This window comes from Thalassococcus arenae, assembly GCF_019104745.1.
Taxonomy (GTDB): domain Bacteria; phylum Pseudomonadota; class Alphaproteobacteria; order Rhodobacterales; family Rhodobacteraceae; genus Thalassococcus_B; species Thalassococcus_B arenae.
The window spans coordinates 781,155-803,947 of sequence record NZ_JAHRWL010000001.1 but is presented as its reverse complement, the minus strand read 5'-3'; the positions used below and the strand labels follow the sequence as shown (position 1 = coordinate 803,947).

General features: G+C 68.1%; 32 protein-coding genes. 16 read left to right on the top strand and 16 right to left on the bottom strand.

The annotated features are described in order from the left end of the window. Positions 1-12: 12 nt before the first annotated feature. A complete protein-coding gene (locus KUH32_RS04000) occupies positions 13-921 on the bottom strand; it encodes a DMT family transporter (protein ID WP_217776771.1) in 909 nt (302 codons plus the stop codon). Between the two features lie 190 nt (positions 922-1,111). On the opposite strand from KUH32_RS04000, the gene KUH32_RS03995 reads away from it, so the two are divergent. Continuing rightward, complete coding sequence (locus KUH32_RS03995) at positions 1,112-1,615, top strand: J domain-containing protein (RefSeq protein WP_217776770.1); 504 nt, start codon at positions 1,112-1,114, stop codon at positions 1,613-1,615. A 13-nt stretch (positions 1,616-1,628) separates the two neighbouring features. Here KUH32_RS03995 and rnc read toward each other — a convergent pair whose 3' ends face one another. Both rnc and lepB read right to left on the bottom strand, forming a co-directional pair. Further along, positions 1,629-2,306 (bottom strand): ribonuclease III, encoded by a 678-nt coding sequence (gene rnc, locus KUH32_RS03990; RefSeq protein ID WP_217776769.1) that lies wholly within the window; start codon positions 2,304-2,306, stop codon positions 1,629-1,631. After that, positions 2,303-3,139 carry a signal peptidase I gene (lepB, locus tag KUH32_RS03985; RefSeq protein ID WP_217776768.1) on the bottom strand — a complete coding sequence of 279 codons (837 nt, stop codon included), beginning with the start codon at positions 3,137-3,139 and terminating at the stop codon, positions 2,303-2,305. The genes rnc and lepB overlap by 4 nt, the downstream gene beginning before the upstream one ends. A 136-nt stretch (positions 3,140-3,275) precedes the next feature. Between lepB and KUH32_RS03980 the strand changes: the two genes are divergently transcribed. Further along, the gene (locus KUH32_RS03980) at positions 3,276-3,767 is read left to right on the top strand and encodes an asparaginase domain-containing protein (RefSeq protein WP_217776767.1); all 492 of its coding nucleotides are present in this window, start codon (positions 3,276-3,278) and stop codon (positions 3,765-3,767) included. Here the strand turns inward: KUH32_RS03980 and acpS are convergent. The 7 genes from acpS to folK form a co-directional block, all read right to left on the bottom strand. Continuing rightward, positions 3,764-4,165 (bottom strand): holo-ACP synthase, encoded by a 402-nt coding sequence (gene acpS, locus KUH32_RS03975; protein WP_217776766.1) that lies wholly within the window; start codon positions 4,163-4,165, stop codon positions 3,764-3,766. The two genes, KUH32_RS03980 and acpS, sit on opposite strands and share 4 nt — an antisense overlap. Then, positions 4,162-4,476, bottom strand: a complete 315-nt coding sequence (locus KUH32_RS03970; protein ID WP_348541080.1) for a Dabb family protein — start codon at positions 4,474-4,476, stop codon at positions 4,162-4,164. The genes acpS and KUH32_RS03970 overlap by 4 nt, the downstream gene beginning before the upstream one ends. Further along, positions 4,473-5,237, bottom strand: a complete 765-nt coding sequence (locus tag KUH32_RS03965) for a pyridoxine 5'-phosphate synthase (protein ID WP_217776765.1) — start codon at positions 5,235-5,237, stop codon at positions 4,473-4,475. Before KUH32_RS03965 ends, KUH32_RS03970 begins: the two co-directional genes overlap by 4 nt. Positions 5,238-5,308: 71 nt before the next feature. Continuing rightward, positions 5,309-5,962 (bottom strand): DUF2062 domain-containing protein, encoded by a 654-nt coding sequence (locus tag KUH32_RS03960; protein WP_217776764.1) that lies wholly within the window; start codon positions 5,960-5,962, stop codon positions 5,309-5,311. 15 nt (positions 5,963-5,977) lie between these two features. Continuing rightward, on the bottom strand, positions 5,978-8,125 hold the full coding sequence (locus KUH32_RS03955) for a RelA/SpoT family protein (RefSeq protein WP_217776763.1): 2,148 nt from the start codon (positions 8,123-8,125) through the stop codon (positions 5,978-5,980). Positions 8,126-8,159: 34 nt separating this feature from the next. Continuing rightward, complete coding sequence (gene rpoZ / locus KUH32_RS03950; RefSeq protein ID WP_217776762.1) at positions 8,160-8,513, bottom strand: DNA-directed RNA polymerase subunit omega; 354 nt, start codon at positions 8,511-8,513, stop codon at positions 8,160-8,162. Positions 8,514-8,630: 117 nt separating this feature from the next. After that, positions 8,631-9,245: a 2-amino-4-hydroxy-6-hydroxymethyldihydropteridine diphosphokinase gene (folK, locus tag KUH32_RS03945; RefSeq protein ID WP_431358173.1), complete on the bottom strand. Its 615-nt coding sequence runs from the start codon at positions 9,243-9,245 to the stop codon at positions 8,631-8,633. 92 nt (positions 9,246-9,337) lie between these two features. On the opposite strand from folK, the gene KUH32_RS03940 reads away from it, so the two are divergent. Next, positions 9,338-9,913, top strand: a complete 576-nt coding sequence (locus KUH32_RS03940) for a LabA-like NYN domain-containing protein (RefSeq protein WP_217776761.1) — start codon at positions 9,338-9,340, stop codon at positions 9,911-9,913. A 45-nt stretch (positions 9,914-9,958) separates the two neighbouring features. Here the strand turns inward: KUH32_RS03940 and KUH32_RS03935 are convergent, their stop codons facing one another. Beyond that, complete coding sequence (locus KUH32_RS03935) at positions 9,959-10,426, bottom strand: c-type cytochrome (RefSeq protein ID WP_217776760.1); 468 nt, start codon at positions 10,424-10,426, stop codon at positions 9,959-9,961. Positions 10,427-10,501: 75 nt separating this feature from the next. Then, entirely contained in the window at positions 10,502-11,308 is an 807-nt protein-coding gene (locus KUH32_RS03930) for a cobalamin B12-binding domain-containing protein (protein WP_217776759.1), read from the bottom strand. Positions 11,309-11,437: 129 nt separating this feature from the next. Between KUH32_RS03930 and ispH the strand changes: the two genes are divergently transcribed. Continuing rightward, a complete protein-coding gene (gene ispH, locus KUH32_RS03925) occupies positions 11,438-12,388 on the top strand; it encodes a 4-hydroxy-3-methylbut-2-enyl diphosphate reductase (protein WP_217776758.1) in 951 nt (316 codons plus the stop codon). 320 nt (positions 12,389-12,708) lie between these two features. Here ispH and KUH32_RS03920 read toward each other — a convergent pair whose 3' ends face one another. Beyond that, positions 12,709-13,185: a hypothetical protein gene (locus KUH32_RS03920; protein WP_217776757.1), complete on the bottom strand. Its 477-nt coding sequence runs from the start codon at positions 13,183-13,185 to the stop codon at positions 12,709-12,711. A gap of 396 nt (positions 13,186-13,581) precedes the next feature. Between KUH32_RS03920 and KUH32_RS03915 the strand changes: the two genes are divergently transcribed. The 5 genes from KUH32_RS03915 to KUH32_RS03895 all read left to right on the top strand — a co-directional run bounded on the left by KUH32_RS03915 (position 13,582) and on the right by KUH32_RS03895 (position 16,569). Beyond that, positions 13,582-14,196, top strand: coding sequence for a LysE family translocator (locus KUH32_RS03915; protein WP_217776756.1), 615 nt, complete (start codon positions 13,582-13,584; stop codon positions 14,194-14,196). 82 nt (positions 14,197-14,278) lie between these two features. Next, a complete protein-coding gene (locus KUH32_RS03910; RefSeq protein ID WP_217776755.1) occupies positions 14,279-14,731 on the top strand; it encodes a DUF3429 domain-containing protein in 453 nt (150 codons plus the stop codon). Between the two features lie 152 nt (positions 14,732-14,883). Beyond that, positions 14,884-15,471 (top strand): class I SAM-dependent methyltransferase, encoded by a 588-nt coding sequence (locus KUH32_RS03905; protein ID WP_217776754.1) that lies wholly within the window; start codon positions 14,884-14,886, stop codon positions 15,469-15,471. Beyond that, entirely contained in the window at positions 15,464-15,949 is a 486-nt protein-coding gene (rnhA, locus tag KUH32_RS03900) for a ribonuclease HI (protein ID WP_217776753.1), read from the top strand. Before KUH32_RS03905 ends, rnhA begins: the two co-directional genes overlap by 8 nt. After that, entirely contained in the window at positions 15,946-16,569 is a 624-nt protein-coding gene (locus KUH32_RS03895; RefSeq protein ID WP_217776752.1) for a trimeric intracellular cation channel family protein, read from the top strand. The genes rnhA and KUH32_RS03895 overlap by 4 nt, the downstream gene beginning before the upstream one ends. Here KUH32_RS03895 and KUH32_RS03890 read toward each other — a convergent pair whose 3' ends face one another. Both KUH32_RS03890 and KUH32_RS03885 read right to left on the bottom strand, forming a co-directional pair. After that, positions 16,570-17,745, bottom strand: coding sequence for a MalY/PatB family protein (locus tag KUH32_RS03890; protein ID WP_217776751.1), 1,176 nt, complete (start codon positions 17,743-17,745; stop codon positions 16,570-16,572). Between the two features lie 130 nt (positions 17,746-17,875). Next, entirely contained in the window at positions 17,876-18,235 is a 360-nt protein-coding gene (locus tag KUH32_RS03885) for a hypothetical protein (protein WP_217776750.1), read from the bottom strand. Positions 18,236-18,318: 83 nt separating this feature from the next. On the opposite strand from KUH32_RS03885, the gene def (KUH32_RS03880) reads away from it, so the two are divergent. The 7 genes from def (KUH32_RS03880) to KUH32_RS03850 all read left to right on the top strand — a co-directional run bounded on the left by def (KUH32_RS03880) (position 18,319) and on the right by KUH32_RS03850 (position 22,378). Continuing rightward, the gene (gene def, locus KUH32_RS03880; RefSeq protein ID WP_217776749.1) at positions 18,319-18,843 is read left to right on the top strand and encodes a peptide deformylase; all 525 of its coding nucleotides are present in this window, start codon (positions 18,319-18,321) and stop codon (positions 18,841-18,843) included. Continuing rightward, complete coding sequence (gene def, locus KUH32_RS03875; RefSeq protein ID WP_217776748.1) at positions 18,840-19,337, top strand: peptide deformylase; 498 nt, start codon at positions 18,840-18,842, stop codon at positions 19,335-19,337. Before def (KUH32_RS03880) ends, def (KUH32_RS03875) begins: the two co-directional genes overlap by 4 nt. After that, positions 19,334-19,831 carry a peptide deformylase gene (gene def, locus KUH32_RS03870; protein WP_217776747.1) on the top strand — a complete coding sequence of 166 codons (498 nt, stop codon included), beginning with the start codon at positions 19,334-19,336 and terminating at the stop codon, positions 19,829-19,831. Before def (KUH32_RS03875) ends, def (KUH32_RS03870) begins: the two co-directional genes overlap by 4 nt. A 67-nt stretch (positions 19,832-19,898) precedes the next feature. Next, entirely contained in the window at positions 19,899-20,810 is a 912-nt protein-coding gene (gene fmt / locus KUH32_RS03865) for a methionyl-tRNA formyltransferase (RefSeq protein ID WP_217776746.1), read from the top strand. Positions 20,811-20,813: 3 nt separating this feature from the next. Beyond that, entirely contained in the window at positions 20,814-21,053 is a 240-nt protein-coding gene (locus tag KUH32_RS03860; RefSeq protein ID WP_217776745.1) for a hypothetical protein, read from the top strand. A 3-nt stretch (positions 21,054-21,056) separates the two neighbouring features. After that, positions 21,057-21,296, top strand: a complete 240-nt coding sequence (locus tag KUH32_RS03855; protein ID WP_217776744.1) for a GlsB/YeaQ/YmgE family stress response membrane protein — start codon at positions 21,057-21,059, stop codon at positions 21,294-21,296. Positions 21,297-21,388: 92 nt separating this feature from the next. After that, complete coding sequence (locus KUH32_RS03850) at positions 21,389-22,378, top strand: glutathione S-transferase family protein (RefSeq protein WP_217776743.1); 990 nt, start codon at positions 21,389-21,391, stop codon at positions 22,376-22,378. Here the strand turns inward: KUH32_RS03850 and KUH32_RS03845 are convergent. Further along, positions 22,375-22,737 carry a response regulator gene (locus KUH32_RS03845; RefSeq protein ID WP_217776742.1) on the bottom strand — a complete coding sequence of 121 codons (363 nt, stop codon included), beginning with the start codon at positions 22,735-22,737 and terminating at the stop codon, positions 22,375-22,377. The two genes, KUH32_RS03850 and KUH32_RS03845, sit on opposite strands and share 4 nt — an antisense overlap. Positions 22,738-22,793 lie beyond the last annotated feature (56 nt).

The following is a 22,793-nucleotide window of genomic DNA, read 5'->3' as shown; positions in this document are numbered from 1 at the left end:
GGTGATCCTGCATCAAGGCGCGTCCTCTAGCGCGGATCGCCGCGCCGCGCCAGCCCTGCCTTCGCGCCAGAGCGAATACAGCCCGGCGCCGACGATCAGCATCGCGCCTGTCAGCGTCTGTGCATCGGGTCTTTCGCCAAAGACCGCATAGGCCAGCGCCAACGCCACCAGCAGCCGGAAATAGCGGAAAGGCGCGACGACCGCCACGGCGCCGGTGCGCATGGCCTTGGTCAGCGCGGAATAGCCGACCACGCCCGCCAGCGTGGTGCCCAGCAGCAGCAGGCTTGCGGGCAGGGGCAATGCGGGCGGTGCGGTTTCGAAGCCCAGGATCACCAGGCCGGCAAAAGTGACCACGGCAAAGCCCAGAACGCCCAGTTGCGCGGCATGGACATGGGCGGGCGCGGCGCGGGTGGCCAGGTCGCGTCCGGCGAACCCGACCATCCCCAGCAGTGCGAAGACGGCGTTCGCCTCGATCCCCGCCGGTGACGGGCGCACGATCAGCAACACGCCGGCCAGCCCCACCGCCATGGCCACCCAGCGGCGCGGTCCGATCCGTTCGCCCAGCACCAGCGCGGCACCCAGCATCACCACCAGGGGCGCGGCCTGCAGGATGGCCGAAGTGGTGGACAGCGGCGTGTAGGCCAGCGCCAGCGCAAAGAACAGCCGGCCGCAGATCTCGAACCCGGTGCGGATCAACAGGCGCGGCTGCAGATAGGCTGCATCCCAAAGACGCACGCCCGCCCGCCATGCAAGCACCGCGTAGATCGTCATCGCGGTCAGGCCGAACTGCACGGTGGCCAGGCCGGGGCTGGCGCCAAGGCCGGTCGCGGCCTTGAAGAACGCGTCCTCGATCCCGAAGCCCAGCATCGCCAGGCACATGAACAGGCTGCCGCGCTGGGAGTCGCTGAATGTGCCGCGCATCGGCTTCGCTTTCTGTGGCCCGGAAAAGGCGGAGTTTTGTCCCGATTGCGTTAACTTTGTGGCAAGAATTGGGCTTCTCGCAAGTTTGGGACAAAGTTATGCCTTATTTTGTCGGACTGGCCCGGCGGGGGCAGGGGCGGGCCGTCACGACCGGCCCGGATCGCACCGGGCAAGCGAAAAGGACCGCGCCATGCCCCGCAGCCAGACCCTTCGATCCCCGTCGCCCTACGCCGTGCTCGGCGTCACGCCTGCCGACGATTTCGCCACCATCCGCGCCGCCTGGCGAAGGCTGGTCAAGCGCTGGCACCCGGATGTCTGCAAGGCCGCGCCGGACGAGGCCGTGCGCCGGCTGACTGCGGTGAATGACGCCTTTGATTCGCTGTCGGTGATCCACAAGCGGCGGCAACCGGCCGGCGAAAGGCCGGACTGCGCCGCGCGGGACCAATCCGCGTCACGGCGCGAAGCCGCGCCCGGTATGCGCCAGCCCCGGCCCGACCCGCAGCCCGCGCCCGCCCGCACCGCGCCCCCCCGAACCGCGACGGCCCCCGGTTCCGGGCCTCGGCAAACCGCCGATGCCCGGCCGCAACCGCACCCCCCGCGCCGGGTTCCCCGACACCCGGCCCAGGATCACTTTGCCATTGCCCGCGGCATGTTCTCGGCCCCGCCCACCGCCCGCGTTCAGGCCTTTGCCTGACACCCGCACGGTGTCAGCCCAGCCTGTCCAGCAGTGCCTTGGCGGCATCCTGTTCCGCCTGGCGTTTCGACCCGGCCTGCGCTTGCGCGGTCTCGCCGGTCTGCAGCCGCGCTTCGATGGTGAAGACCGGCGCGTGGTCGGGCCCCGACCGGGCCTTTTCCACGTAGCTGGGTGGCGGCAGGCCGCGCGCCTGCGCCCATTCCTGCAAGGTGGTCTTGGCGTCGCGGGCGTCGGCCTCGACCCGGTGCACCCGGTCACCCCACAGCCGCAGGACCAGCGCCTGCGCGACGGCGAACCCGGCGTCCACATAGACCGCCGCGATCACCGCCTCCATCGCGTCACCCAGCAGGGCCAGCTTGCGCCGCCCGCCGCTGCGCTGTTCCGACCGCCCCAGCTTGAGCACGCTGCCCAGGTCGATCTGCTGGGCGATCTCGGCGCAGGTTTCCTTGCGCACCAGCGCGTTGAAGCGCGGCGCCAGCAGGCCTTCGGCGGCGTCCGGGTCGGCCTCCAGCAGGGCCTGCGCCATGACCAGGCCCAGCACCCGGTCGCCCAGGAATTCCAGCCGCTGGTTGTCCTCGCGGCCCGGTCCGGACATCGACCCGTGGGTCAGCGCGCGGCGCAGAAGGTCGGGCTGGGCGAAATGGTGGCCCAGACGCGCCTCGAAGGCGGCCAGATCGGCCGACAGCTTCACTCGATCTTCTCGAAGAACCGGTCGCCGCGCCAGGTCCAGAAGAACAGCATCGACCGGCCCGCGGACGAGAACATCACCCGGCTGGCGCGGCCCAGCAGGTTTTCATAGGGCACGAAACCCACCCCGCCGGCGATGTTGGGCACGCGGCTGTCCGAGGAATTGTCGCGGTTGTCGCCCATCATGAAATAATGCCCCTCGGGCACGGTATAGACCGGCGTGTTGTCGCTGCCCTGCATGGTGATGTTCAGGATCGAATGCGCGTGACCGCCGGGCAGGGTTTCGACGAACTTTTCCTTGATGCACAGTGCGCCGGTGCCGACCGGGCCGTTGGCGCAGCGCGGGCGCAGGCGCTGCGGGCCTTGCGGTCCGGCGGTTTCCTCGAACGTGCCGTCGAGTTGCAGTTGCACCGGTTCGCCGTTGATGTGCAGCACGCCGCCCTTCATCTGGATCGTCTCGCCCGGCAGGCCGACGATGCGCTTGATGAAGTCGCCGCCGGTCACCGGGTGGCGAAAGACGGCGATGTCGCCGCGCTCGGGCTCGCCGCCCAGGATGCGGGTGTTGTCGCCATCCAGCCAGCCGCACAGATGCGTGGCGTCGATGTTGATCCCGATCGACGGAATCTTGACCGACGGGCAGGACGCATAGGAATACCCATAGGCCATCTTGTTGACGAACAGGAAATCGCCGATCAGCAGCGTGTCCTTCATCGATCCCGACGGAATCCAGAAGGGTTGATAGAACAGGGTCCGGAACACGCCCGCGATCAGCAGCGCGTAGACGATGGTCTTGACGGTTTCCAGGAACCCGCCGCCCGACTTTGCCTCTTTGGCCATGCCCGATGCCCCTTTTCGGCTGTGCCCGGGCTACATGCGGAGCCGCGCGCGGGGTGTCAAGCCATAGGCGGCGCGGCTTGCCGCGACCGGCTCCGGCGGCTATCGGTCGGGGCGCGCATTTGCCGGGGAGAGGGCCATGAAGGACGTCAGGATCATCGTCACGGGCGGGACCATCGACAAGGTCCACGACATGGCCAGCGAAGGTCTGGCCTTTTCGCCCGACGGCGCCACCCACATCCCCGAGATGCTGCGCATCGGGCGCTGCGATTTCCCGACCGTGTCGCTGTTGATGCTCAAGGACAGTCTGTATTTCGACGATGCCGATCGCGACGCCATCGCCCGCGCCGTGGCCGCGGCGCCGGAACCCGCGCTGGTCGTCACCCACGGCACCGGCACGATGGGGCGCACCGCACGGTTCCTGCAGGGCGTCGCGCCGGACAAATGCGTGGTGCTGACCGGCGCGATGCGGCCGTTCTCGCTCTATGCCTCGGATGGCGAGTTCAACCTGGGCGGCGCGGTCGTGGCGGCGCAACTGCTGGCACCGGGGGTCTGGGGGGTGATGAACGGGCGGGTATTCCCGGCCGAACGGCTGAACAAGAACACCGAACAGGGCCGGTTCGACGTCTAGGGTTTCGGCCGCGCCTCGATCACCACAAAGGCCTGGGCCCAGGGGAAATCGTCGGTCAGCGTCACGTGGATGATCGCCTCGTGCCCCGGCGGCGTCATCTCGGCCAGCCGGTCCGCCGCCCAGCCGGTGACATGCATCACGGGCTGGCCGGTGCGCAGGTTCGAAACCGCCATGTCCTTCCAGGCGATGCCCATCCGCAACCCGGTGCCAAGCGCCTTGGAACACGCCTCTTTCGCGGCCCAGCGTTTGGCATAGGTGCCCGCGATATCGCGCCGCCGCTCGGCCTTGCGCTGCTCGACATCCGTGAACACCCGGTTGCGGAACCGGTCGCCAAAGCGGTCCAGCGTGCCCTGGATGCGCTCGATGTTGCACAGGTCGGTGCCGATGCCCAGGATCACGCGGACGTCTCCAGATCGTAGACCATGATCCCGTCGCCGCCGCCTTCGCAAAGCGCCACCAGCCGCGCCCCAAGCGCGCGGTGTCCGGGATCGGCGGCATAGCGCGCCAGCGCCGCGGCATCGGCGAAATCGGCGATGAAGCCATGCGGCCAGGCCGAAGATTTCAGCTCCATGTCGCGGTTGGGGCCGTGGCTGAACCCGGTGAACCCGTCGATCTGCGCCCGCAGCGCGTCCAGGCCGGCCATGACGGCGTGCAATTCGTCGACATCGGCGTCGGCACGCAGCCGAAGCATCACGACATGGCGGATCACGCCGCAGGCTCCGCGCGGGCCTCGTCCATCAGGCGGCGCATCTCGCGGATCGCCGGGTCGAGCCCGCGAAAGATCGCTTCGCCGATCAGGAAATGACCGATATTCAGCTCCATCACCTGCGGCAGACCCGCCACCGGCTGCACCGTGTCATAGGTCAGCCCGTGGCCGGCATGCACTTCCAGCCCCAGCGCATGACCAAAGGCCGCCATGTCGCGCAGGCGGGCGAATTCGGCGTCGCGCTCCTCCAGCCGGCCCTCGGCATGGAAATCGCAATAGGCCCCGGTATGCAGTTCGATCACCTCGGCGCCGATCCGGTGCGCGGCCTCGATCTGGCGGCGGTCGGCGGCGATGAAGATCGACACCCGGCAGCCCGCCTCGCGCAGCGGCGCGATGAAATGCGCCAGGCGGTTTTCCTCGCGCGCCACTTCCAGCCCGCCCTCGGTGGTGCGTTCCTCGCGCTTTTCCGGCACGATGCAGACCGCGTGCGGCTTGTGGCGCAGGGCGATCTTCTGCATCTCGTCGGTGGCGGCCATCTCGAAATTCAGCGGCAGGTTCAGCCCCGCCATCAGCGCCTCGATATCGGCGTCCGAGATATGTCGGCGGTCTTCGCGCAGATGCGCGGTGATGCCGTCGGCGCCGGCCTCTTCGGCGATCTTGGCGGCGCGCAGCGGATCGGGATAGGCGCTGCCGCGGGCGTTGCGGACGGTCGCCACGTGGTCGATGTTGACGCCCAGGCGCAGGCGTCCGGCATAGCTTGTCATCGGGTCTTTCCTTCCCTCGTCGCGCTCAACCTAGTCCGCCGCGCGCGCCGGGAAAACCGCAAATGCCGCGCCTATTCGGCGCCGCTCCGGGTGTCGGCCTTTTTCTTCTTCAGCGCCGCCAGCTTCTGTTTCAGCAGGCCCTTGCGGCGGTTCTGATAGGCCGAAATCAGCGGCAGCGAGATGTAATAGCAGGCGATTCCCGCGATCAGGCCGGGGATGATTCCACCGATCAGGTAGGGAAAGAACACCTCGTCGTAGAACACCCGCAACTCGGACCAATGCGCAACATCGTCGGTGAACAGGGCGCGCACGTTGTGCCACAGGTCCTGCCCGGCCTTGACGAACTTTTCGCCCAGCCCGTGATGAAAGCGCGGATTGTCGCCGCCATCCAGCCCCAGAAGCCAGTAGCCGCTCTGCATCGCGATCACGCCGATCGGCACATAGGTCAGCGGGTTGCCGAAGAACGTCGCCAGCATCGCCGCCAGCACGTTGCCGCGCATCACCAGCGCCAGCAGACCGGCGATGATGAAATGCAGCCCGTAGAACGGCGTGAAGGTGGTGAAGACCCCGGCAAAGATGCCGCGGGCGATGGTGTGCGGCGGGTCGGGCAGGCGGTGCAGGCGGTGGCGGACATAAAGCGCGGCGCGCCCCCAGCCGCCCTTCGGCCAGAACGCTTCCAGCACGGCCTTCCAGATCGGGCGCCTGTCGCGTCGCTTGAAAACCAAAGCCCGGCCCTTCCGTCACTCCGCCGCCTGATCCGCCGCCGTGGGTGCGGCAAGCCCCGGATCGCGGCGGCGCTCCACCGAGGCGACATTGCTTTCCGCCTCAAGGGTCGAGACCACCGAATGCAAATGCTCGGCGTCGCTCAGTTCGATATCAACCAGCAATCGGTAGAAATCTGGTTTCCTGTCGACGAAATGCAAGTCGCTGATATTGGCCTTCCGCTCGCCGATCAATGTGCAGATTCGTCCCAGGACCCCGGCATCGTTGCCGATCGTCAGCTCCAGCGTGACGACATAGACCGACGGATGCTTGCCCTCGGCCCAGTGCAGGTCCATCCAGCGCTGCGGCTGGTCCTCGAAATCGGCCAGCGCCGCGCAGTCGATGGCATGGACCATCACACCATGCCCCCGGCGCGCCAGCCCGACGATGCGTTCGCCCGGCAGCGGCTGGCAGCAGGGCGCGCGTTCGAACCCCTGGTCGTGCTCCAGGCCGACGACGGCGCGGCGCACCTCGACCTCGGCCTCGTCGACCTGCGCCAGGTCGGGATAGACCGCCTGCACCACTTCGCGCGCCGTCAGCTCGGCGCTGCCCATGCGCGCCAGCAGCGTCTCGGCGTCTTCCAGCCGCAAGGTCTTGGCGGCTTTCTCCAGCACCTTGTCGGTGGCCTTCTTGCCGACATTCTCGAACGCCGCGCGGGCCAGTTCACGGCCCAGCCGGGCAAAGCGTTCGCGCCCGGCATCGCGCAGCGCGCGGCGGATCGCCGATTTCGCCTTGCCGGTGGTGGCGATGTCCAGCCAGGTCGCCTGCGGGGTCTGGCCCTCGGCGGTGATGATCTCGACCGACTGGCCGTTCTTCAGCCGCGTCCACAGCGGCACGCGGATGCCGTCCACCTTGGCGCCGACGCAGGCCGACCCGATCCGCGTGTGGATCTGATAGGCGTAATCCAGCGGCGTCGCGCCCTTGGGCAGCTTCACGACGTCCCCCTTGGGTGTAAAGCAGAACACCTGGTCGGAATACATCTCGAGTTTGACAGCTTCGAGAAACGCGTCGTGATCGTCCTCGGCGTCGAACTGTTCGGTCAGCGAGGCGATCCATTTCGCCGGATCGACGGCAAAGGGGTTCTTGGCGCGCTGGCCGTCGCGATAGGCCCAATGCGCGGCGACGCCGGTTTCGGCGACGTCATGCATCTGCCGGGTGCGGATCTGCACCTCGACCCGCTTGCCGTCGCGCCCGGACACGGTGGTGTGGATGCTGCGATAGCCGTTCGACTTGGGCTGGCTGACGTAATCCTTGAACCGCCCCGGCACCGCGCGCCAGCGCTGGTGGATCGCGCCAAGCGCGGCGTAGCAATCCATCTCGGTATCGGTGATGACGCGGAATCCATAGATGTCGGACAGCCGCGAGAACCCGACCTTCTTTTCCTGCATCTTGCGCCAGATCGAATAGGGCTTCTTGGCGCGGCCGAACACCTCGGCCTCGATCCCGGCCTTTTCCAGCTCGTGGCGCATGTCGGCGGTGATCCGGTGGATCACGTTGCCGGTTTCCTTCTGCAGCGTGATGAACCGCCGGATGATCGAACTGCGCCCCTCGGGGTTCAGCACGCGAAAGGCCAGGTCCTCCAGCTCTTCGCGCATCCATTGCATGCCCATGCGGCCGGCCAGCGGCGCATAGATGTCCATCGTCTCGCGCGCCTTCTGCACCTGCTTGTCCGTCGACATGGCGCGGATCGTGCGCATGTTGTGCAGCCGGTCCGCCAGCTTGACCAGGATCACCCGCAGGTCCTTGGACATCGCCATGAACAGCTTGCGGAAATTCTCGGCCTGCTGGGTCTCCGAGCTGGACAGTTGCAGATTGGTCAGCTTGGTGACGCCGTCGACCAGTTCCGCGATCTCGCGGCCGAAATGGCCTTCGATCTCGGAAAAGGTCGACCGGGTGTCTTCGATCGTGTCGTGCAGCAGGGCGGTGACGATGGTGGCATCGTCCAGCTGCTGCTCGGTCAGAATCGCCGCGACGGCGACGGGATGGCTGAAATACGGCTCGCCCGATTTGCGCACCTGGCCGTCATGCATCCGGCGGCCGTAATCATAGGCCTCCTCGATCAGACGTGCATTGGTCTTGGGGTTGTAGTTGCGGACCAGTGCAACAAGGTCTTCTGCCGCGATCAATTGCGCCCATCCCCGCCCGGTCCGCGACCGGGCCTCAGCCCTGTCCCTGCGCCTCCATCAGCGCACGCAGGAGTTTCTCTTCGGACATATCGTCTTCGACCGGCTTGTCCGCCTCGGCGCCCATCAGCAGGGCCATGGCGTCCTCTTCGGGTTCGTCGACCTCGATCTGGGTCTGGTTCGATTCGATCAGGCGCTCGCGCAGTTCGTCGGCCGACTGCGTTTCGTCGGCGATCTCGCGCAGGGCGACGACCGGGTTCTTGTCGTTGTCGCGATCCACGGTGATCGCGGCCCCGGCCGAAATCTCGCGGGCCCGGTGCGCGGCGAGCATCACCAGCTCGAACCGGTTCGGAACCTTGTCAACGCAGTCTTCTACGGTCACGCGGGCCATCGGGCGCTCCACTTCCAGTCAGTGTCGGGGTCGGCAACGGCATCCTGCGGCCGGTGCCGGGCATCGGAAAGTCACGATGTATCGCGCCTTGCCGCAAAGCACAAGGCGCGATTGCCCTCAAAGGGCCGTGATCGACGCCCGGTCGGAACCGGGGATGGCCGTCAGCATATCACGAACCGTCGTTCCGGCAAGCGGGTGGCGCCAGTCCGGCGCGATGTCGGCCAGCGGCACCAGCACGAAGGCGCGTTCCTGCAGGCGCGGATGCGGCAGGATCAGCGTCTCCGGCGCCTCGCTGCGCTGGCGGTCAGGGGCAAGGTCGCGCCAGCGCGTCTGCGTCGCGGCGTCCGGCAACACGGCATCGCCCTGCGCCAGCAGGTCCAGGTCCAGCGTCCGGCTGCCCCAGCGATCCGTGCGTTCGCGCGCGAACCGCGCTTCGATGTCGTGCAACAAGGCCAGCACCGCCGGCGGGGGCATGGTCGCACCGACCGCGGCGCAGGCATTCACATAGTCCGGCCCCGCGCCCGCGGGAAAACACGGCGTCGCGAAAAACCGGCTGACCCGCCGCAGCCGCAGCCCCGAATCCGCCAGCGCCGACAGCGCGGCCGCCACCGTTTCGACCGGCGATCCGGCCCTTGAACCAAGGTTCGAACCAAGGGCGATCAGGCATTCTTGTTCAATTGTGACGATTGCGCTATCTTTCGCATAGGTTGTATGGGTTGAATGGAGCGACAAACAGATTATTGTTACGTATTCAGGAGCGTGCACATTTACCACTCACACTCACGGACAACTCGCACGCTGCCGATTACCTGGAAGGACTTTTGATGTTTTACAAGGACGAACGGCTCGCGCTGTTCATCGACGGATCGAATCTATACGCCGCAGCCAAAGCGCTTGGATTCGATATCGACTACAAGCTTCTGCGTCAGGAGTTCGCTCGCCGTGGCAAGATGGTGCGCGCCTTCTATTACACAGCGCTGCTCGAGAACGATGAATACTCGCCGATCCGGCCGCTGGTGGACTGGTTGCACTACAACGGCTTCACCATGGTGACCAAGCCGGCCAAGGAATACACCGACAGCCAGGGCCGCCGGAAGGTCAAGGGCAACATGGATATCGAACTGACCGTCGATGCCATGGAACTGGCCCCGCGGGTCGATCACATCGTCCTGTTCTCGGGTGACGGCGATTTCCGACCGCTGGTAGAAAGCTTGCAACGTCAAGGGGTTAGAGTTTCGGTCGTGTCCACGATCCGCAGCCAGCCGCCGATGATCGCCGACGAACTGCGCCGCCAGGCCGACAATTTCATCGAACTGGACGAACTGCGCGACGTCATCGGGCGCCCCCCGCGCGAGCAATCCGCAGAACGCAATTTCGAGGTTGCCGCGGGCGGCAGTTGACGCCGCCCGACGGGATGCGGAGCGGCCCGGCGGCCGCACGCTCCGCTAGTTGCCGAACGCGCCCGAGCGGCCGTTGATCTCGTTGTGGATCTCGATCACTTCGTCGGGCCATGTGCTCTTGATGAAGCCCAGCACATCCAGGATCTCGTCCGGCTCCAGGACATCGCCGAACCCCGACATGTTGGATCTGTAATTGCCACCGACGATCGCCTCGGTGCCCAGCGTGACGATCCGCAGCAGCAGCAGGTCGTCGTGATGCCAGGTATGACCCGACGGATCATGCGGCGGCGCGGGCAGATAGCCATCGGCGTCGGGCACCCGCCAATCCGGCTGCCCTTCCAGCGCCACGCCGTGGCATGACGCACAGTAATCGGCATAGATCCGCGCACCGTTGCTCACCCGGTCCGGTTGGTCATAGGGCAGCACGCCCTTGCTGGGCGCCGGGGTCATTTGCGCGCCAGCCGCGCTTGCGGCCAGCAACAGGGTCATGGGCAGCAGCCAGGATCGGGTCATCATCGGTCTCGTCTCAAGTGGGCTTGCCGAACGACCAACACCGTTCCAGCGCAGGAAGGTCACATCACGTCCACGTTATCGTACGGCTTCGCCCGACAGCGCCTCGATCACCGCCAGCGCGTCCTCGACATTGGCGATCGCGGTGTCGGGCTGCATGGCCGAAATCAGGCCGGGATCTTCCGTCACGACCCGCCCGCTCAGCATCAGATACACCTCGGGATAGGTCACCCGCACGGCGTGCACCAGTTGCGCCAGCGCCGCCGCCGACGCGCGCCCGCCCGACGAAAGGCCCAGGACCACGCAGGCCACTTGGCCGATCTCGGCCATGATCGTGTCGTGGTCGGCGCCGATCATCAGCCGCACGTCCCAGCCGTGCTGGCGGAACAGTTCCGCCGCCATCTCGATGCCGATGCCGTGCTGTTCGCCCGGAACCGTGGCGAACAGCACCGGCGCATTGCGGGTGATCCGCGTCGGCGGCAACGCATCGCGCAGCATCCGCACCAGTTCGAAGATCCGCCCCGCGCCCATCGTCACCTCGGCGAAACTCAGGCGGTCCTGTTCCCACATCTGCCCCAGCAACGCCGCGGCGGGCGCAAGATAGCGGCCATACAACACGTCCAGCGTCAGCCCCTGTGCCTGCAGCCACTGCATCTTGACCCGTGCGCGCGCCTGGTCGCGGTTGATCAGCGCGGCGACCAGCGTCGCGATATCCGCCGCGACGGGGTGTTCGGGATCGGTGCCGCCCAGCCGGCTGTCGCGCTCGGCCAGCCGGCGCACCGCCTCGCGCGCGATGCCCTCAAGCGCGTCCTGCGACAGGCGGGCCTGCAAGGCGGCGATCCGCGCCTCGGATTTGTCGAAGAATGAGTCGTCGAAGTCGTTCATGGGCCGGGCCGTCTTTCATCCGTCCGCCGGTATACCGTAGAACGCAAAGGCGCGGGATCAAGGCCCCGGGGGACTGGACGGGCTTCGCATCCGGGTCTACCTGTGGTCCGACCCGCCGGAGCCCTGCCGATGACCCGACCGCCCCTCACCCTCTATCTCGCCGCGCCTCGCGGGTTTTGCGCCGGAGTCGACCGCGCGATCAAGATCGTCGAAATGGCGTTGGGAAAATGGGGTGCGCCGGTCTATGTGCGGCACGAGATCGTGCACAACAAATACGTGGTCGACGATCTGCGCGCCAAGGGCGCCGTCTTCGTAGAAGAGCTCGACGACTGCCCCGATGACCGCCCGGTGATCTTTTCCGCCCATGGCGTGCCCAAGGCGGTCCCGGCCGAAGCCGCGCGGCGCGAGATGATCTATGTCGACGCCACCTGTCCGCTGGTCTCCAAGGTGCATATCGAAGCCGCGCGCCACCACGAGAACGGCCTGCAGATGATCATGATCGGCCATGCCGGCCACCCCGAGACGATCGGCACGATGGGCCAGTTGCCACCGGGCGAGGTTTTGCTGGTCGAAACCGTTCAGGACGTGGCCACCGTCGCCGTGCGCGACCCCGAACGCCTGGCCTTCGTCACCCAGACCACGCTGTCGGTGGACGACACCGCCGATATCGTCGCCGCGCTGCAGGCGCGCTTTCCCGCCATCGTCGGCCCGCACAAGGAAGACATCTGCTACGCCACCACCAACCGGCAAGAGGCGGTCAAGGCCATGGCACCCCTCTGCGATGCGATGCTGGTGGTCGGCGCGCCGAACTCGTCGAATTCGCGGCGCCTGGTCGAGGTCGGCGCCAAGGCCGGCTGCGCCTATGCCCAGCTGGTCCAGCGCGCCGCCGATATCGACTGGCGCGCGCTGGATGGCATCGCCTCGGTCGGCATCACCGCCGGGGCCAGCGCCCCCGAAGTGCTGATCGACGAGGTCATCGCCGCCTTCCGCACCCGCTATGACGTCACCGTCGAAATGGTGGAAACCGCCGTCGAGAATGTCGAATTCAAGGTGCCCCGCGTGCTGCGCGAACCCGCGTGATCCAGACGGCGCGACGGTCGGCATCGAGCCCTTGGCGGACGGTGAGGGCCGGAGCAACATAGGGCCGCGCCCTCCCTCGGGTGGGCGCTCTCGACGGCTGTTGTCGCCGGTTTATGGTCCCACGAACCTCCCGCGATTGTGCGGGTGTGCGGCGTCGCAAATGCGCCCTCCCAAGGGGGAGGGAGGGAGGGCGCGGCCCGGCGGGCTTCGCCCTTGATTCCGGGCCAAGGCACGCCTTTGGCCGAACGTCCCCTTCGTCCCGCACAGCTGCCAAACACTTTGAACGCGACGATATCCGCCTCGCCTCTGCGGACGCCGCTTCAGCCGTCGAACAACCCGCCCAGGATGTCGCCGAACGCGTCGCGCAGCGCGTAGACGACCGCCGCGACGGCCAGACCGCCGACGATCGCCATCACCGTCCAGGTGAACAGCTGGAATCCCACCGCCAGCGCGCCCAGCGACATGCCGGCGAGCGCCGCGCGGCCTGTTTCCCGGCGCACCAGCCCGGCCATGCCGGCGACCACCGCAAGTGCCGCCAGAAGGCCGACGCCGATCTGCAGGACATCGTCGATATCGCGCAGCGGGGTTTCGGGCTCGGGCTGAGGCTGACCCGCAACCGACCGCGCCGCGGATCTGGCGATATCCGCCGCCAACTCGCCCAGGCTGACGCCCGCGCTCTGCTGCGGTGCGAACGGTCCGGCCCAGAACATCACGATCGTCAGGACAAGCGCAGCCGCCCCGAAAGCGAAACCCAGCCAACCCAGAACGGCCGGCGGCCCATCCGTCTTCTCGGCCATGTGCCTCTCCCATGTCTGTTTCGGTCGCGGGATACAGGTCCACGGTGGCATGAATATGGCAGCGTCGCCGTCCCGGCCGCGGCCGGCGCACCCCCGGCCATCGCCCCGGACCGGCCCCGGCCGCCGGCGGACCCCGCCCGGGACAGCCGCACCGGGCCGCGATCCGCGGCTACATCGCCAGCCGGCGCCTCGGCACACCGACACGACAAGACTCTGCCGCCGGCGATGCACGGCGCGGAACCGTTCCGGACGCGGTCGCGCCAAACCGGCCGCTGCGCGAACCCGCCGCGTCGGGACCGCTGCCGAACCACCCGCCGGCGCCGCGCGGTGCAACGCGCTCTTTACCCCGGCCCGTGCACGCCCTAGCGTCACCCTCATCCGCAACCGGGGTTCGTCATGCTGTCCATCCAGTTCCTGATCACCGCCTTCGTCGTCGTGCTCGCCCCCGGCACTGGCGTGCTCTACACGCTGGCGATCGGGCTGGGGCAGGGGCGGCGCCCGGCACTGGCGGCCGCGCTGGGCTGCACCATCGGCATCGTGCCGCATCTCGCCGCCGCCACGCTGGGCCTGGCCGCGCTTCTGCACAGCTCGGCGGTTCTGTTCACCACGGTGAAATTCGCCGGCGTGGCCTACCTGCTCTGGCTCGCCTGGGGCGCGCTGCGCCAGGGCGGGGCGCTGCAGGTCCGCGCCGACCGCTCGGCCGAAAGCGCCTGGGTCACCGCCCGCCGCGGCGCGCTCATCAACATCCTGAACCCCAAGCTGTCGCTGTTCTTCCTCGCCCTGCTGCCACCCTTCCTGAGCGGCGATCCCGCCACCGCCACCGCCGAGATGATCGGCCTCGGCGGGGTGTTCATGGCGATGACCTTCGCCGTCTTCGTGCTCTACGGCCTGTTCGCCGCCCGCGCCCGCGACTGGATCCTCGGCAGCGACCGCATCATGCGCTGGCTCAACCGGTCCTTCGCCGCGCTCTTCGCCGCTCTGGCGGGACGGCTGGCGCTGGAACGGGCCTGAGCGCCGGCCGCGGGCGCTGGCGATCCGCGGCGTCCCGCGCTAGATGACCGGCAGCGACCCCGCCCGCCACAGGAAGCCGCCCATGCAGACCATTCCCCGTTCCGCGCTGATCCTCGGCCTGGCCGGCGTCATTCCCTTCGCCTGGGGCGCGGCGACCCTGCTGTCCGACAGCCTCTCCGCCTGGGGTCTCGCGATGCTGGGTCCGCGCTTTGTCGGCCCCTATGTCCAGCTGTTCTACGGATCGGTCATCCTGTCCTTCATGTCCGGGGTGCTGTGGGGCTTCGCCACAAAGGCGACGGGCGGGCAGGCGACGACGGGCTATGCGCTGTCGGTGATCCCGGCGCTCTGGGCCTTCTTCATGACCGGTGGCGGACCGGTGAGCGCCGGCATGAACCTGATCTTCGGCTTTGCCGGCCTGTTGCTGCTTGACTGGCAATTCTGGCGCTGGGGCCTCGCGCCGGGCTGGTGGATGCAGCTGCGCGGGCTCCTGACCGCGCTGGTCGTCGCCTGCCTCGCCGTCGGCGTGCTGCTCTGATGGCGCGCGGGCGTCAGCCGCAGGACCGGCGTATTTTCGAAAGAGAAGAAGCCAGGGCCGGTGCGCAACCCCGCCCCTTCTTCTCTTTGACAAATACGCACGCCCCCCTGTCCGCCCTTGCCTCGGACGGACAAGCGCGAAACACTGCCGCCATGACCGATCCCGAAACCATCGCCGTCTACGATGCCCGCGCGGCGGAATACGAACAGATCACCGCCGGCGAGGCCGACGCCACCCTGCGCGCCTTCATCGCCGCGTTGCCCCCGGGCGGCCGCGTTCTGGATCTGGGCTGCGGACCGGGCGGCTCGGCGCGGCACATGGCGGCCGCGGGTCTGGCGGTCGACGCCTGGGACGCCTCGGCCGAGATGGTCAGGCTGGCCGCCCGTCACCCCGGCGTGACCGCCCGCCAGGCCGGTTTCGCCGATCTCGACGCGCAGGCCGCCTATGACGGCGTCTGGGCCAATTTCAGCCTGCTGCATGCGCCGATGGCCGATCTGCCGCATCACCTCGCGGCGATTCGCGCCGCGCTGAAGCCCGGCGGGCTGTTCCACATCGCCGTCAAGGAAGGCACGGGCGAGGCCCGCGACCGGCTGGGCCGGGTCTATGCCTACTACACCGCCGACAGCCTGGGCGCGTTGCTGCGCGCCGCAGGTCTCACGCCCGGGGCGTGGCGGACCGGCCGCGACCGGGGGCTTGACGGCGCGGTGGCACCGTGGATATCCACCACCGCCCATGCCTGATCTTTTCGCTTTCACCGACGGAGCCTGCTCCGGCAATCCCGGCCCCGGCGGCTGGGGCGTGCTGTTGCAGGCGCGCCGCGACGACGCGGTGCTGCGCGAACGCGAATTGCAGGGCGGCGAAGCCGACACCACCAACAACCGCATGGAGCTGATGGCGGCAATCATGGCGCTGGAAACGCTCGAGAAACCCAGCACCATCACGGTGGTGACCGACAGCGCCTACGTCAAGAACGGCGTCACCGGCTGGATCCACGGCTGGAAGCGCAACGGCTGGAAGACCGCCAGCAAGAAGCCCGTGAAGAATGCCGAACTGTGGCAGCGCCTGGACGATGCACAGGCCCGGCACGCCGTCACCTGGGAATGGATCAAGGGCCATGCCGGCCATCCCGAGAACGAACGCGCCGATGCGCTGGCCCGGGCGGGCATGGCGCCCTTCAAACCCGGCAAACCCGCCAAACCCGACGCGGCCAGCGCATGACCCTGCTGGCGCTGCTGGACTACACCGCGGTGCTGGTGTTCGCGCTGACCGGCGCGCTGGTGGCCAGCCGGGCGCAGCTGGACATCGTGGGTTTCGCCTTTCTCGCCTGCCTGACCGGCATCGGCGGCGGCACGCTGCGCGACGTGCTGCTGGACCGCAACCCGGTCTTCTGGATCGCCGATCCGGTCTACCTGGTGGTGGCCTGCGCCGCGGCGCTGCTGGTGTTCTTCACCGCCCACCTGATCGAAAGCCGCTACCGCGCCATCCTGTGGCTGGACGCGGCGGCGCTGGGCGTGGCGGTCGCGGCCGGCTCGGGCATTGCCCTGGCGCTGGACCAGGCGGCCGGAATCGTCGTGGTCATGGGCATCGTCACCGGCTGCGCGGGCGGGCTGATGCGCGACGTCGTGGCCAACGAGGTGCCCCTGGTGCTCAAGCAGGGCGAGCTTTACGTGACCTGCGCGCTGGCCGGTTCGCTGGCCGCCGCCGCTGCGTCCTGGGCCGGCCTGACCCCGGCCAGCGGCGCGGCGATCTGCGCCGCCGTGACCGTCACGCTGCGCGCCGGGTCGCTGGCCTTCGGCTGGCGGCTGCCGGTCTACAGGGCCCGCCCGCCGCGCCGCTGATCACTGCAGATCGGCAAAGGCCGCCTGCAACCGCCGCCCCGCCTCGTCGACGCGGGAACGGTTGGTCGCCAGGTTGAAACGCAGGAACCGCGCGCCCCCCGTCCCGAAGCCGGGACCGGGGCTGGCGGCGATGCGGGCGCCGTCGCGGACCCGCGCCGCGATCTCGTCGTCGGTCATGCCGGTGCCGGAAAAGTCGACCCAGGCCAGGTAGGTCGAGGCCAGCGGCAGCGACCGCACACCGGGGATGGCGTTCACCGCGGCGTCGAAGCTGGCGATGTTGCCCAGCAGATGCGCGATCTGCGCGTCGACCCAGGCCGCGCCCTCGGGCGAATAGGCGGCGGTCACCATCTTGTAGCCCAGCAGGTTGGCGCTGTAGTCGATCGACCGCAGCCGTTGCGCCATCGCGGCGCGCAGACCGGGATCGGGAATGATCAGGTTGCCGGTCTTCATGCCCGCGATGTTGAAGGTCTTGGACGCTGCCGTCAGCACCACCATCCGGTCCGTCGCCTGCGGCGCGGCGACATGCATCGGCACGAAGGTTCCACCGGGATAGATGAAATCGTGATGGATCTCGTCCGACACCAGGATCAGGCCGTTGCGCGTCGCGAAATCCGCGACCGCGCGCAATTCGTCGGCGCTCCAGATGCGGCCAGACGGGTTCTGCGGCGAACACCAGATCAGCATCGTCTCGCGCCCCGTCAGCCGGCTTTGCGCATCGTCCAGGTCCAGCTCATAACGGTCGCCGTCGCGGCGCAACGGGCATTCCACCGCTTCGCGCCCGGCCTTGCGGACCTTGGCGGCGAATTCATGGTAGACCGGCGGAAAGATCACCACCCGGTCGCCCGGCGCGGTCCAGACGTCGAGACACAGCGCGATGGCATTGCCCAGGCCTTGCGCCGTCAGGATCCAGTCCGGCTCGATCCGCCAGCCATGGCGCGCGTCCATCCACCAGCGGATCGCCGCGCGATAGGGGCCGTCATCGGTGAAATAGCCGAACAGGCCATGGTCGAGCTGTCGGCGCACCGCGTCCAGCACGCAGGGCGCCGTCGGATAATCGCTGTCGGCGGTCCACATCGCCAGACCGTCCTCGGCGGTGATGCCGAAGCCGCTTTCCAGCGTGTCCCACTTGGATGAATGGGTGCCGCGGCGGTCGATCTCTTCGTCAAAACGATACATGGCGGTCCTTTCCCCGTTGCTCGGCGCGACGCAAATCCCCGGTCGGGGATTTGCAAATTCCTCGCAAGGAATTTGCTTCGCGCCAGACGCTAGCGTTTGCTTGGGCGGGTGCAACCCCAACAATGCGGGGTCAGGGGGTCCGGCACAGCCCGGACGAGATCAGCGCCTCGGCCACGTCGCGGCTGTTGGCTTCGCAGCGCGCCTCCCAGCCGTCCTCGGGGCCGGGGCGCGCGCGGCAGCGGATGCGGGTGCGCAGGAACTGGTTCATCAGCGCCTTGGCCTCGCGGCCGGTTTCGGTTCCGGGATCGGGGCAGACCACGCCCGCCAGGGTGAACCGACGCCCCTTGATGTCGAAGACATGGCCCGACACCGCCCAGGCATCGCCATGGCCGAACCGGTCGGTTCCCGGTGCGGTGGTCTCCTGCGCGGCGACGGGCCGTCCCGGCAGGCCGGACAGCAGCAGCAGGCAGATCACGAGAACGCGGCGCATGGCGTCAGCCTAGACCCGTCACCCCCGTCCGTCCAGCGCCGCACGCTATTGCGAAAACGCGGCAATCCGCCTAGATCAGCGCCATGAAACGACCGATCCTCATCCATCCCGATCCGCGTCTCAAGACGGTGTGCGATCCGGTATCCGACATGTCCGACGACTTGCGGGCGCTGGCCGACGACATGCTGGAAACCATGTATGACGCCCCGGGCATCGGCCTGGCCGCGCCGCAGGTCGGCGTGCTGAGCCGGCTGATCGTGCTCGACTGCATCAAGGAGGAAGGCGCCGCGCCACGCCCTCTGGTGATGGCCAATCCACGCGTCATCGCCGCCTCGGACGACACCAATGTCTACGAGGAAGGCTGCCTGTCGATCCCCGACCAATACGCCGATGTCGAACGCCCCAAGGTGGTCGAGGTCGAATGGATGGACCGCGACGGCAAGCTGCGGCGCGAAACCTTCGACGGGCTCTGGGCGACCTGCGTGCAGCACGAGATCGATCATCTCGACGGCCGGCTCTTCATCGACTACCTCAAGCCGCTCAAGCGCCAGCTGATCACCCGCAAGATGGTCAAACTGAAGAAAGAGCGCGCGCGGGAGCGGGCGTGAGCCAGCGCCCGATCCTGACCTGGCCCGATCCGCGCCTGGCGCAGCCCTGCGCCCCGGTCGGCGATCCGGCCTCGGTCGCGGCGCTGATCGACGACCTGTTCGACACGATGTATGCCGCGCCGGGCCGCGGGCTGGCGGCGCCGCAGGTGGGCGCGATGCAGCGGGTCTTCGTCATGGATATCGGCTGGAAGCAGGGCGCGCCGACGCCCCTGGTCTGCATCGACCCGCGCATCCTGACCGCGTCCGACGACACCGCCACCGGCCCCGAAGGCTGCCTGTCGATGCCCGGCATCACCGCGCAGGTGACGCGCGCCACCCGGATCACCCTGGCCTTCACCGCGCCGGACGGCAGCGCGCAACGCCGCGACCTGGACGGGTTCGCCGCGATCTGCGCCCAGCACGAGCTGGATCATCTGGACGGGCGGATGCATTTCGACCACCTGGGCCCCGCGGCACGCGCCGCGTTGCTGGCCGAATACCGGGCACCGGCATGACCGTCCGCCCCTTTCTGCCCTGGCCCGACCGGCGGCTGCGGACCGCCGCCGCGCCGGTCGCCGCGATCACCGACGATATCCGCCGCATCTGGGCCGACATGATCGACACGATGGAGGCGATGCCCGGCGTCGGCCTGGCCGCGCCGCAGATCGGCGTGATGCTGCGGCTGGCCGTGGTCGATGCGTCCGAAACCCGCGGCCAGGCCCTGCGCCTCGCCAATCCCGAGATCCTGCATGCCAGCATCGAGAACCGCGCCCATGACGAGGCCAGCCCCAACCTGCCCGGCGTCTCGGCCCGCATCGACCGGCCCCGCGCCGTGACCGTCCGGTTCCTCAATGCCGAGGGCGAGATGGAAGAGCGCGATTTCGTCGGGCTCTGGGCCACGTCGGTGCAGCACCAGATCGATCACCTGAACGGGCGGATGTATTTCGACCGGCTCAGCAAGACCCGGCGCGACATGCTGCTCAGGCGCGCGGCAAAGGCGGCGCGATGACCCGGCGTCGGGGTGGGCGGCAGCGCCGGGCAGGCGTATTTTTCAAAGAGAAGAAGCAGGGGGCGTGATGCGCATCGTGTTCATGGGCAGTCCGGAGTTTTCCGTACCGGTGCTGGAGGCGCTGGTCGAAGCCGGGCACGAGATCGCCCGCGTCTATTGCCAGCCGCCGCGTCCTGCCGGGCGCGGCAGGAAGGACCGCCCGACCCCGGTGCAGGCGCGGGCCGAGGCGCTGGGCCTGCCGGTGGCCCATCCCGCAACGCTGAGGACGCCGCAGGCGCAGGCCGATTTCGCCGCGCTGGGCGCGGATGTGGCGGTGGTGGTGGCCTACGGGCTGATCCTGCCGCAGCCGGTGCTGGACGCGCCGCGCCACGGCTGCCTGAACATCCATGCCTCGCTGCTGCCGCGCTGGCGCGGGGCGGCGCCGATCCATCGCGCGATCCTGCAAGGTGATGGCGAAACCGGTGTCTGCATCATGCAGATGGAGGCGGGGCTGGATACCGGCCCGGTGCTGCTGCGCGAAGCGACGCCGATCGGCCCCGAGGAGACGACCGGCGCGCTGCACGACCGGCTGAGCGTCATGGGCGCGCGGCTGATCGTGCAGGCGCTGGCGCATCTGGACGATCTGACCCCGCAGCCGCAGCCCGAGGACGGCGTCACCTATGCCGCCAAGATCGACAAGGCCGAGGCGGCCATCGACTGGACCCGGCCGGCCGAAATCGTCAGTCGCCAGATCCGCGGGTTGTCGCCCTTTCCCGGTGCCTGGACGATGCATGGGCGCGAGCGGCTGAAACTGCTGGGCGCGCGGGTGGTGCCGGGGCAGGGCGCGCCGGGCACCGCGCTGGACGATGGCTTTACCATCGCCTGCGGCAGCGGCGCGGTGCAGGTGACGCGGGCGCAGCGCGCCGGAAAAGACGTGCAGGAGGCCGAGACCTTTCTGCGCGGCCATGCTATTGCCAAGGGCGAAACACTGGGAGACTGACACATGTTCCCCACCATGATCGGCACCGTCGTCATCGCCGGGATCGTCGGATATGTCTCGGAACGCAGCGGCTTCACCCGCAACGGCATCGTGCAGAGCATCATCATCTGCATCGGTGGGGCGTTCCTGTTCTACTTCGTGTCGCTGATGTTCGGCATCGGCTTCCGGTCGCCGGGGATCAACGCGATCGCCGCCTCGATCGGTTCGCTGATCATCGTGCCCACCCATTGGCGCAGGCGCTAGGCCATGCCCGTCATCTGGTTGCTGATCGTCGGTGCCGCCGCGGGGTTTCTCGCCACGCGGCTGATGCGCACCGAACTGGGGGTGGTCGAAACCATCGCAGTCGGCATGGCCGGGGCGGTGATCGGCGGGCTGGTGCTGCGCTTCCTGATCGCCATGACCGGCGCGCTGGCCGGGCTGGTGGGCGCCGTGCTGGGGGCGATGCTGCTGCTCTGGCTCTGGCAGGTCTATATCCGCCGCAAGTGATGTGCGCTGATGCAGGGCGGCCGCGCGCGTGTCGGGGTTTCCCGCCGCGCCGCCGCACATAGATTGCCGGGCAAGCGAAAAGGAGACACCCGATGGGCCTGCTGATCGACGGCCAGTGGCACGACCAATGGTATGACACCGGCAAAACCGGCGGCGCGTTCCAGCGCTCGACCGCCAAGTTCCGCAACTGGATCACCGCCGACGGCGCGCCGGGGCCATCCGGCGAAGGCGGCTTCCGGGCCGAGCCCGGCCGCTACCACCTCTATGTCAGCCTCGCCTGTCCCTGGGCGCACCGCACGCTGATCTTCCGCAAGCTCAAGGGGCTGGAAGAGATGATCGGCACCAGCGTCGTGCATCCCGACATGCTGTCCGACGGCTGGAGCTTCGCCGACGATTATCCCGGCGCCACCGGCGACCGGCTCCATGGCCTGCCCTTCGCCCGCGACATCTATCTCCGGGCCGATCCGCAGGTCTCGGGCCGGGTGACGGTGCCGATCCTGTGGGATGCCACGCGCCAGACCATCGTGTCGAACGAAAGCTCGGAAATCATCCGGATGTTCAACGCCGCCTTCGACCATCTCACCGGCAACACCGCCGATTTCTGGCCCGAGGACCTGCGCGCCGCCATCGAACCGGTCAACGACCGCATCTACGACACGCTCAACAACGGCGTCTACAAGGCCGGGTTCGCCACCACCCAGGATGCCTATGATGCCGCCGTCCGACCGCTCTTCGACACGATGGGCTGGCTCGAAGACCGGCTGACCACCCGGCGCTACCTGATGGGCGACCGCATCACCGAGGCCGACTGGCGGCTGTTCACCACGCTGGTGCGCTTCGACGCGGTCTATCACGGCCATTTCAAGTGCAACCGCGCCCGGCTGGTCGATTACCCCAACCTCTGGGCCTACACGCGCGAACTGTATCAGCGGCCCGGCGTGGCCGAGACGGTGAATCTCGATCACATCACCCGGCACTATCACTACAGCCACGAGACCATCAATCCGCACCGGATCGTGCCGATCGGCCCCGATCCGGATTTCCTGGCCCCGCATGGCCGCGAGACCCTGCAAGCCGCCTAGTGCACCTGGGCGTAATGCTCGACCATGGCGGCCAGGTCCGACGGCGGTGTCGTCGCCGGCAGATAGGCGCAGGCATTGGCGAAATGCCGGAAGATCGAGCCATCGGAAAAGAACGAGGTGTTGGTGACGAAGATCACCCGCGCCTCGGGCTGGCGGAAACTGGCATAATCCGCCACCGCCAGCGCGCTGCCTTCATCCAGGACAAGATCGAGAACCATGACCTGGAATTCCTCGGCCATCATGCAATCGATGGCCTGCTCCTGCGTGGACGCGATGGCGACATGCGCCCCGAAACGGTCCAGGTGCCGTTTCCAAAGCGAAGCCAAGGCGTCCCGGCTTTGAACGATCAGCACGTTCACGTCGGTCTCCGTCCAGCACTAGCGATGTCCCCGTATCGAGGGTGCTGCCGCAATCG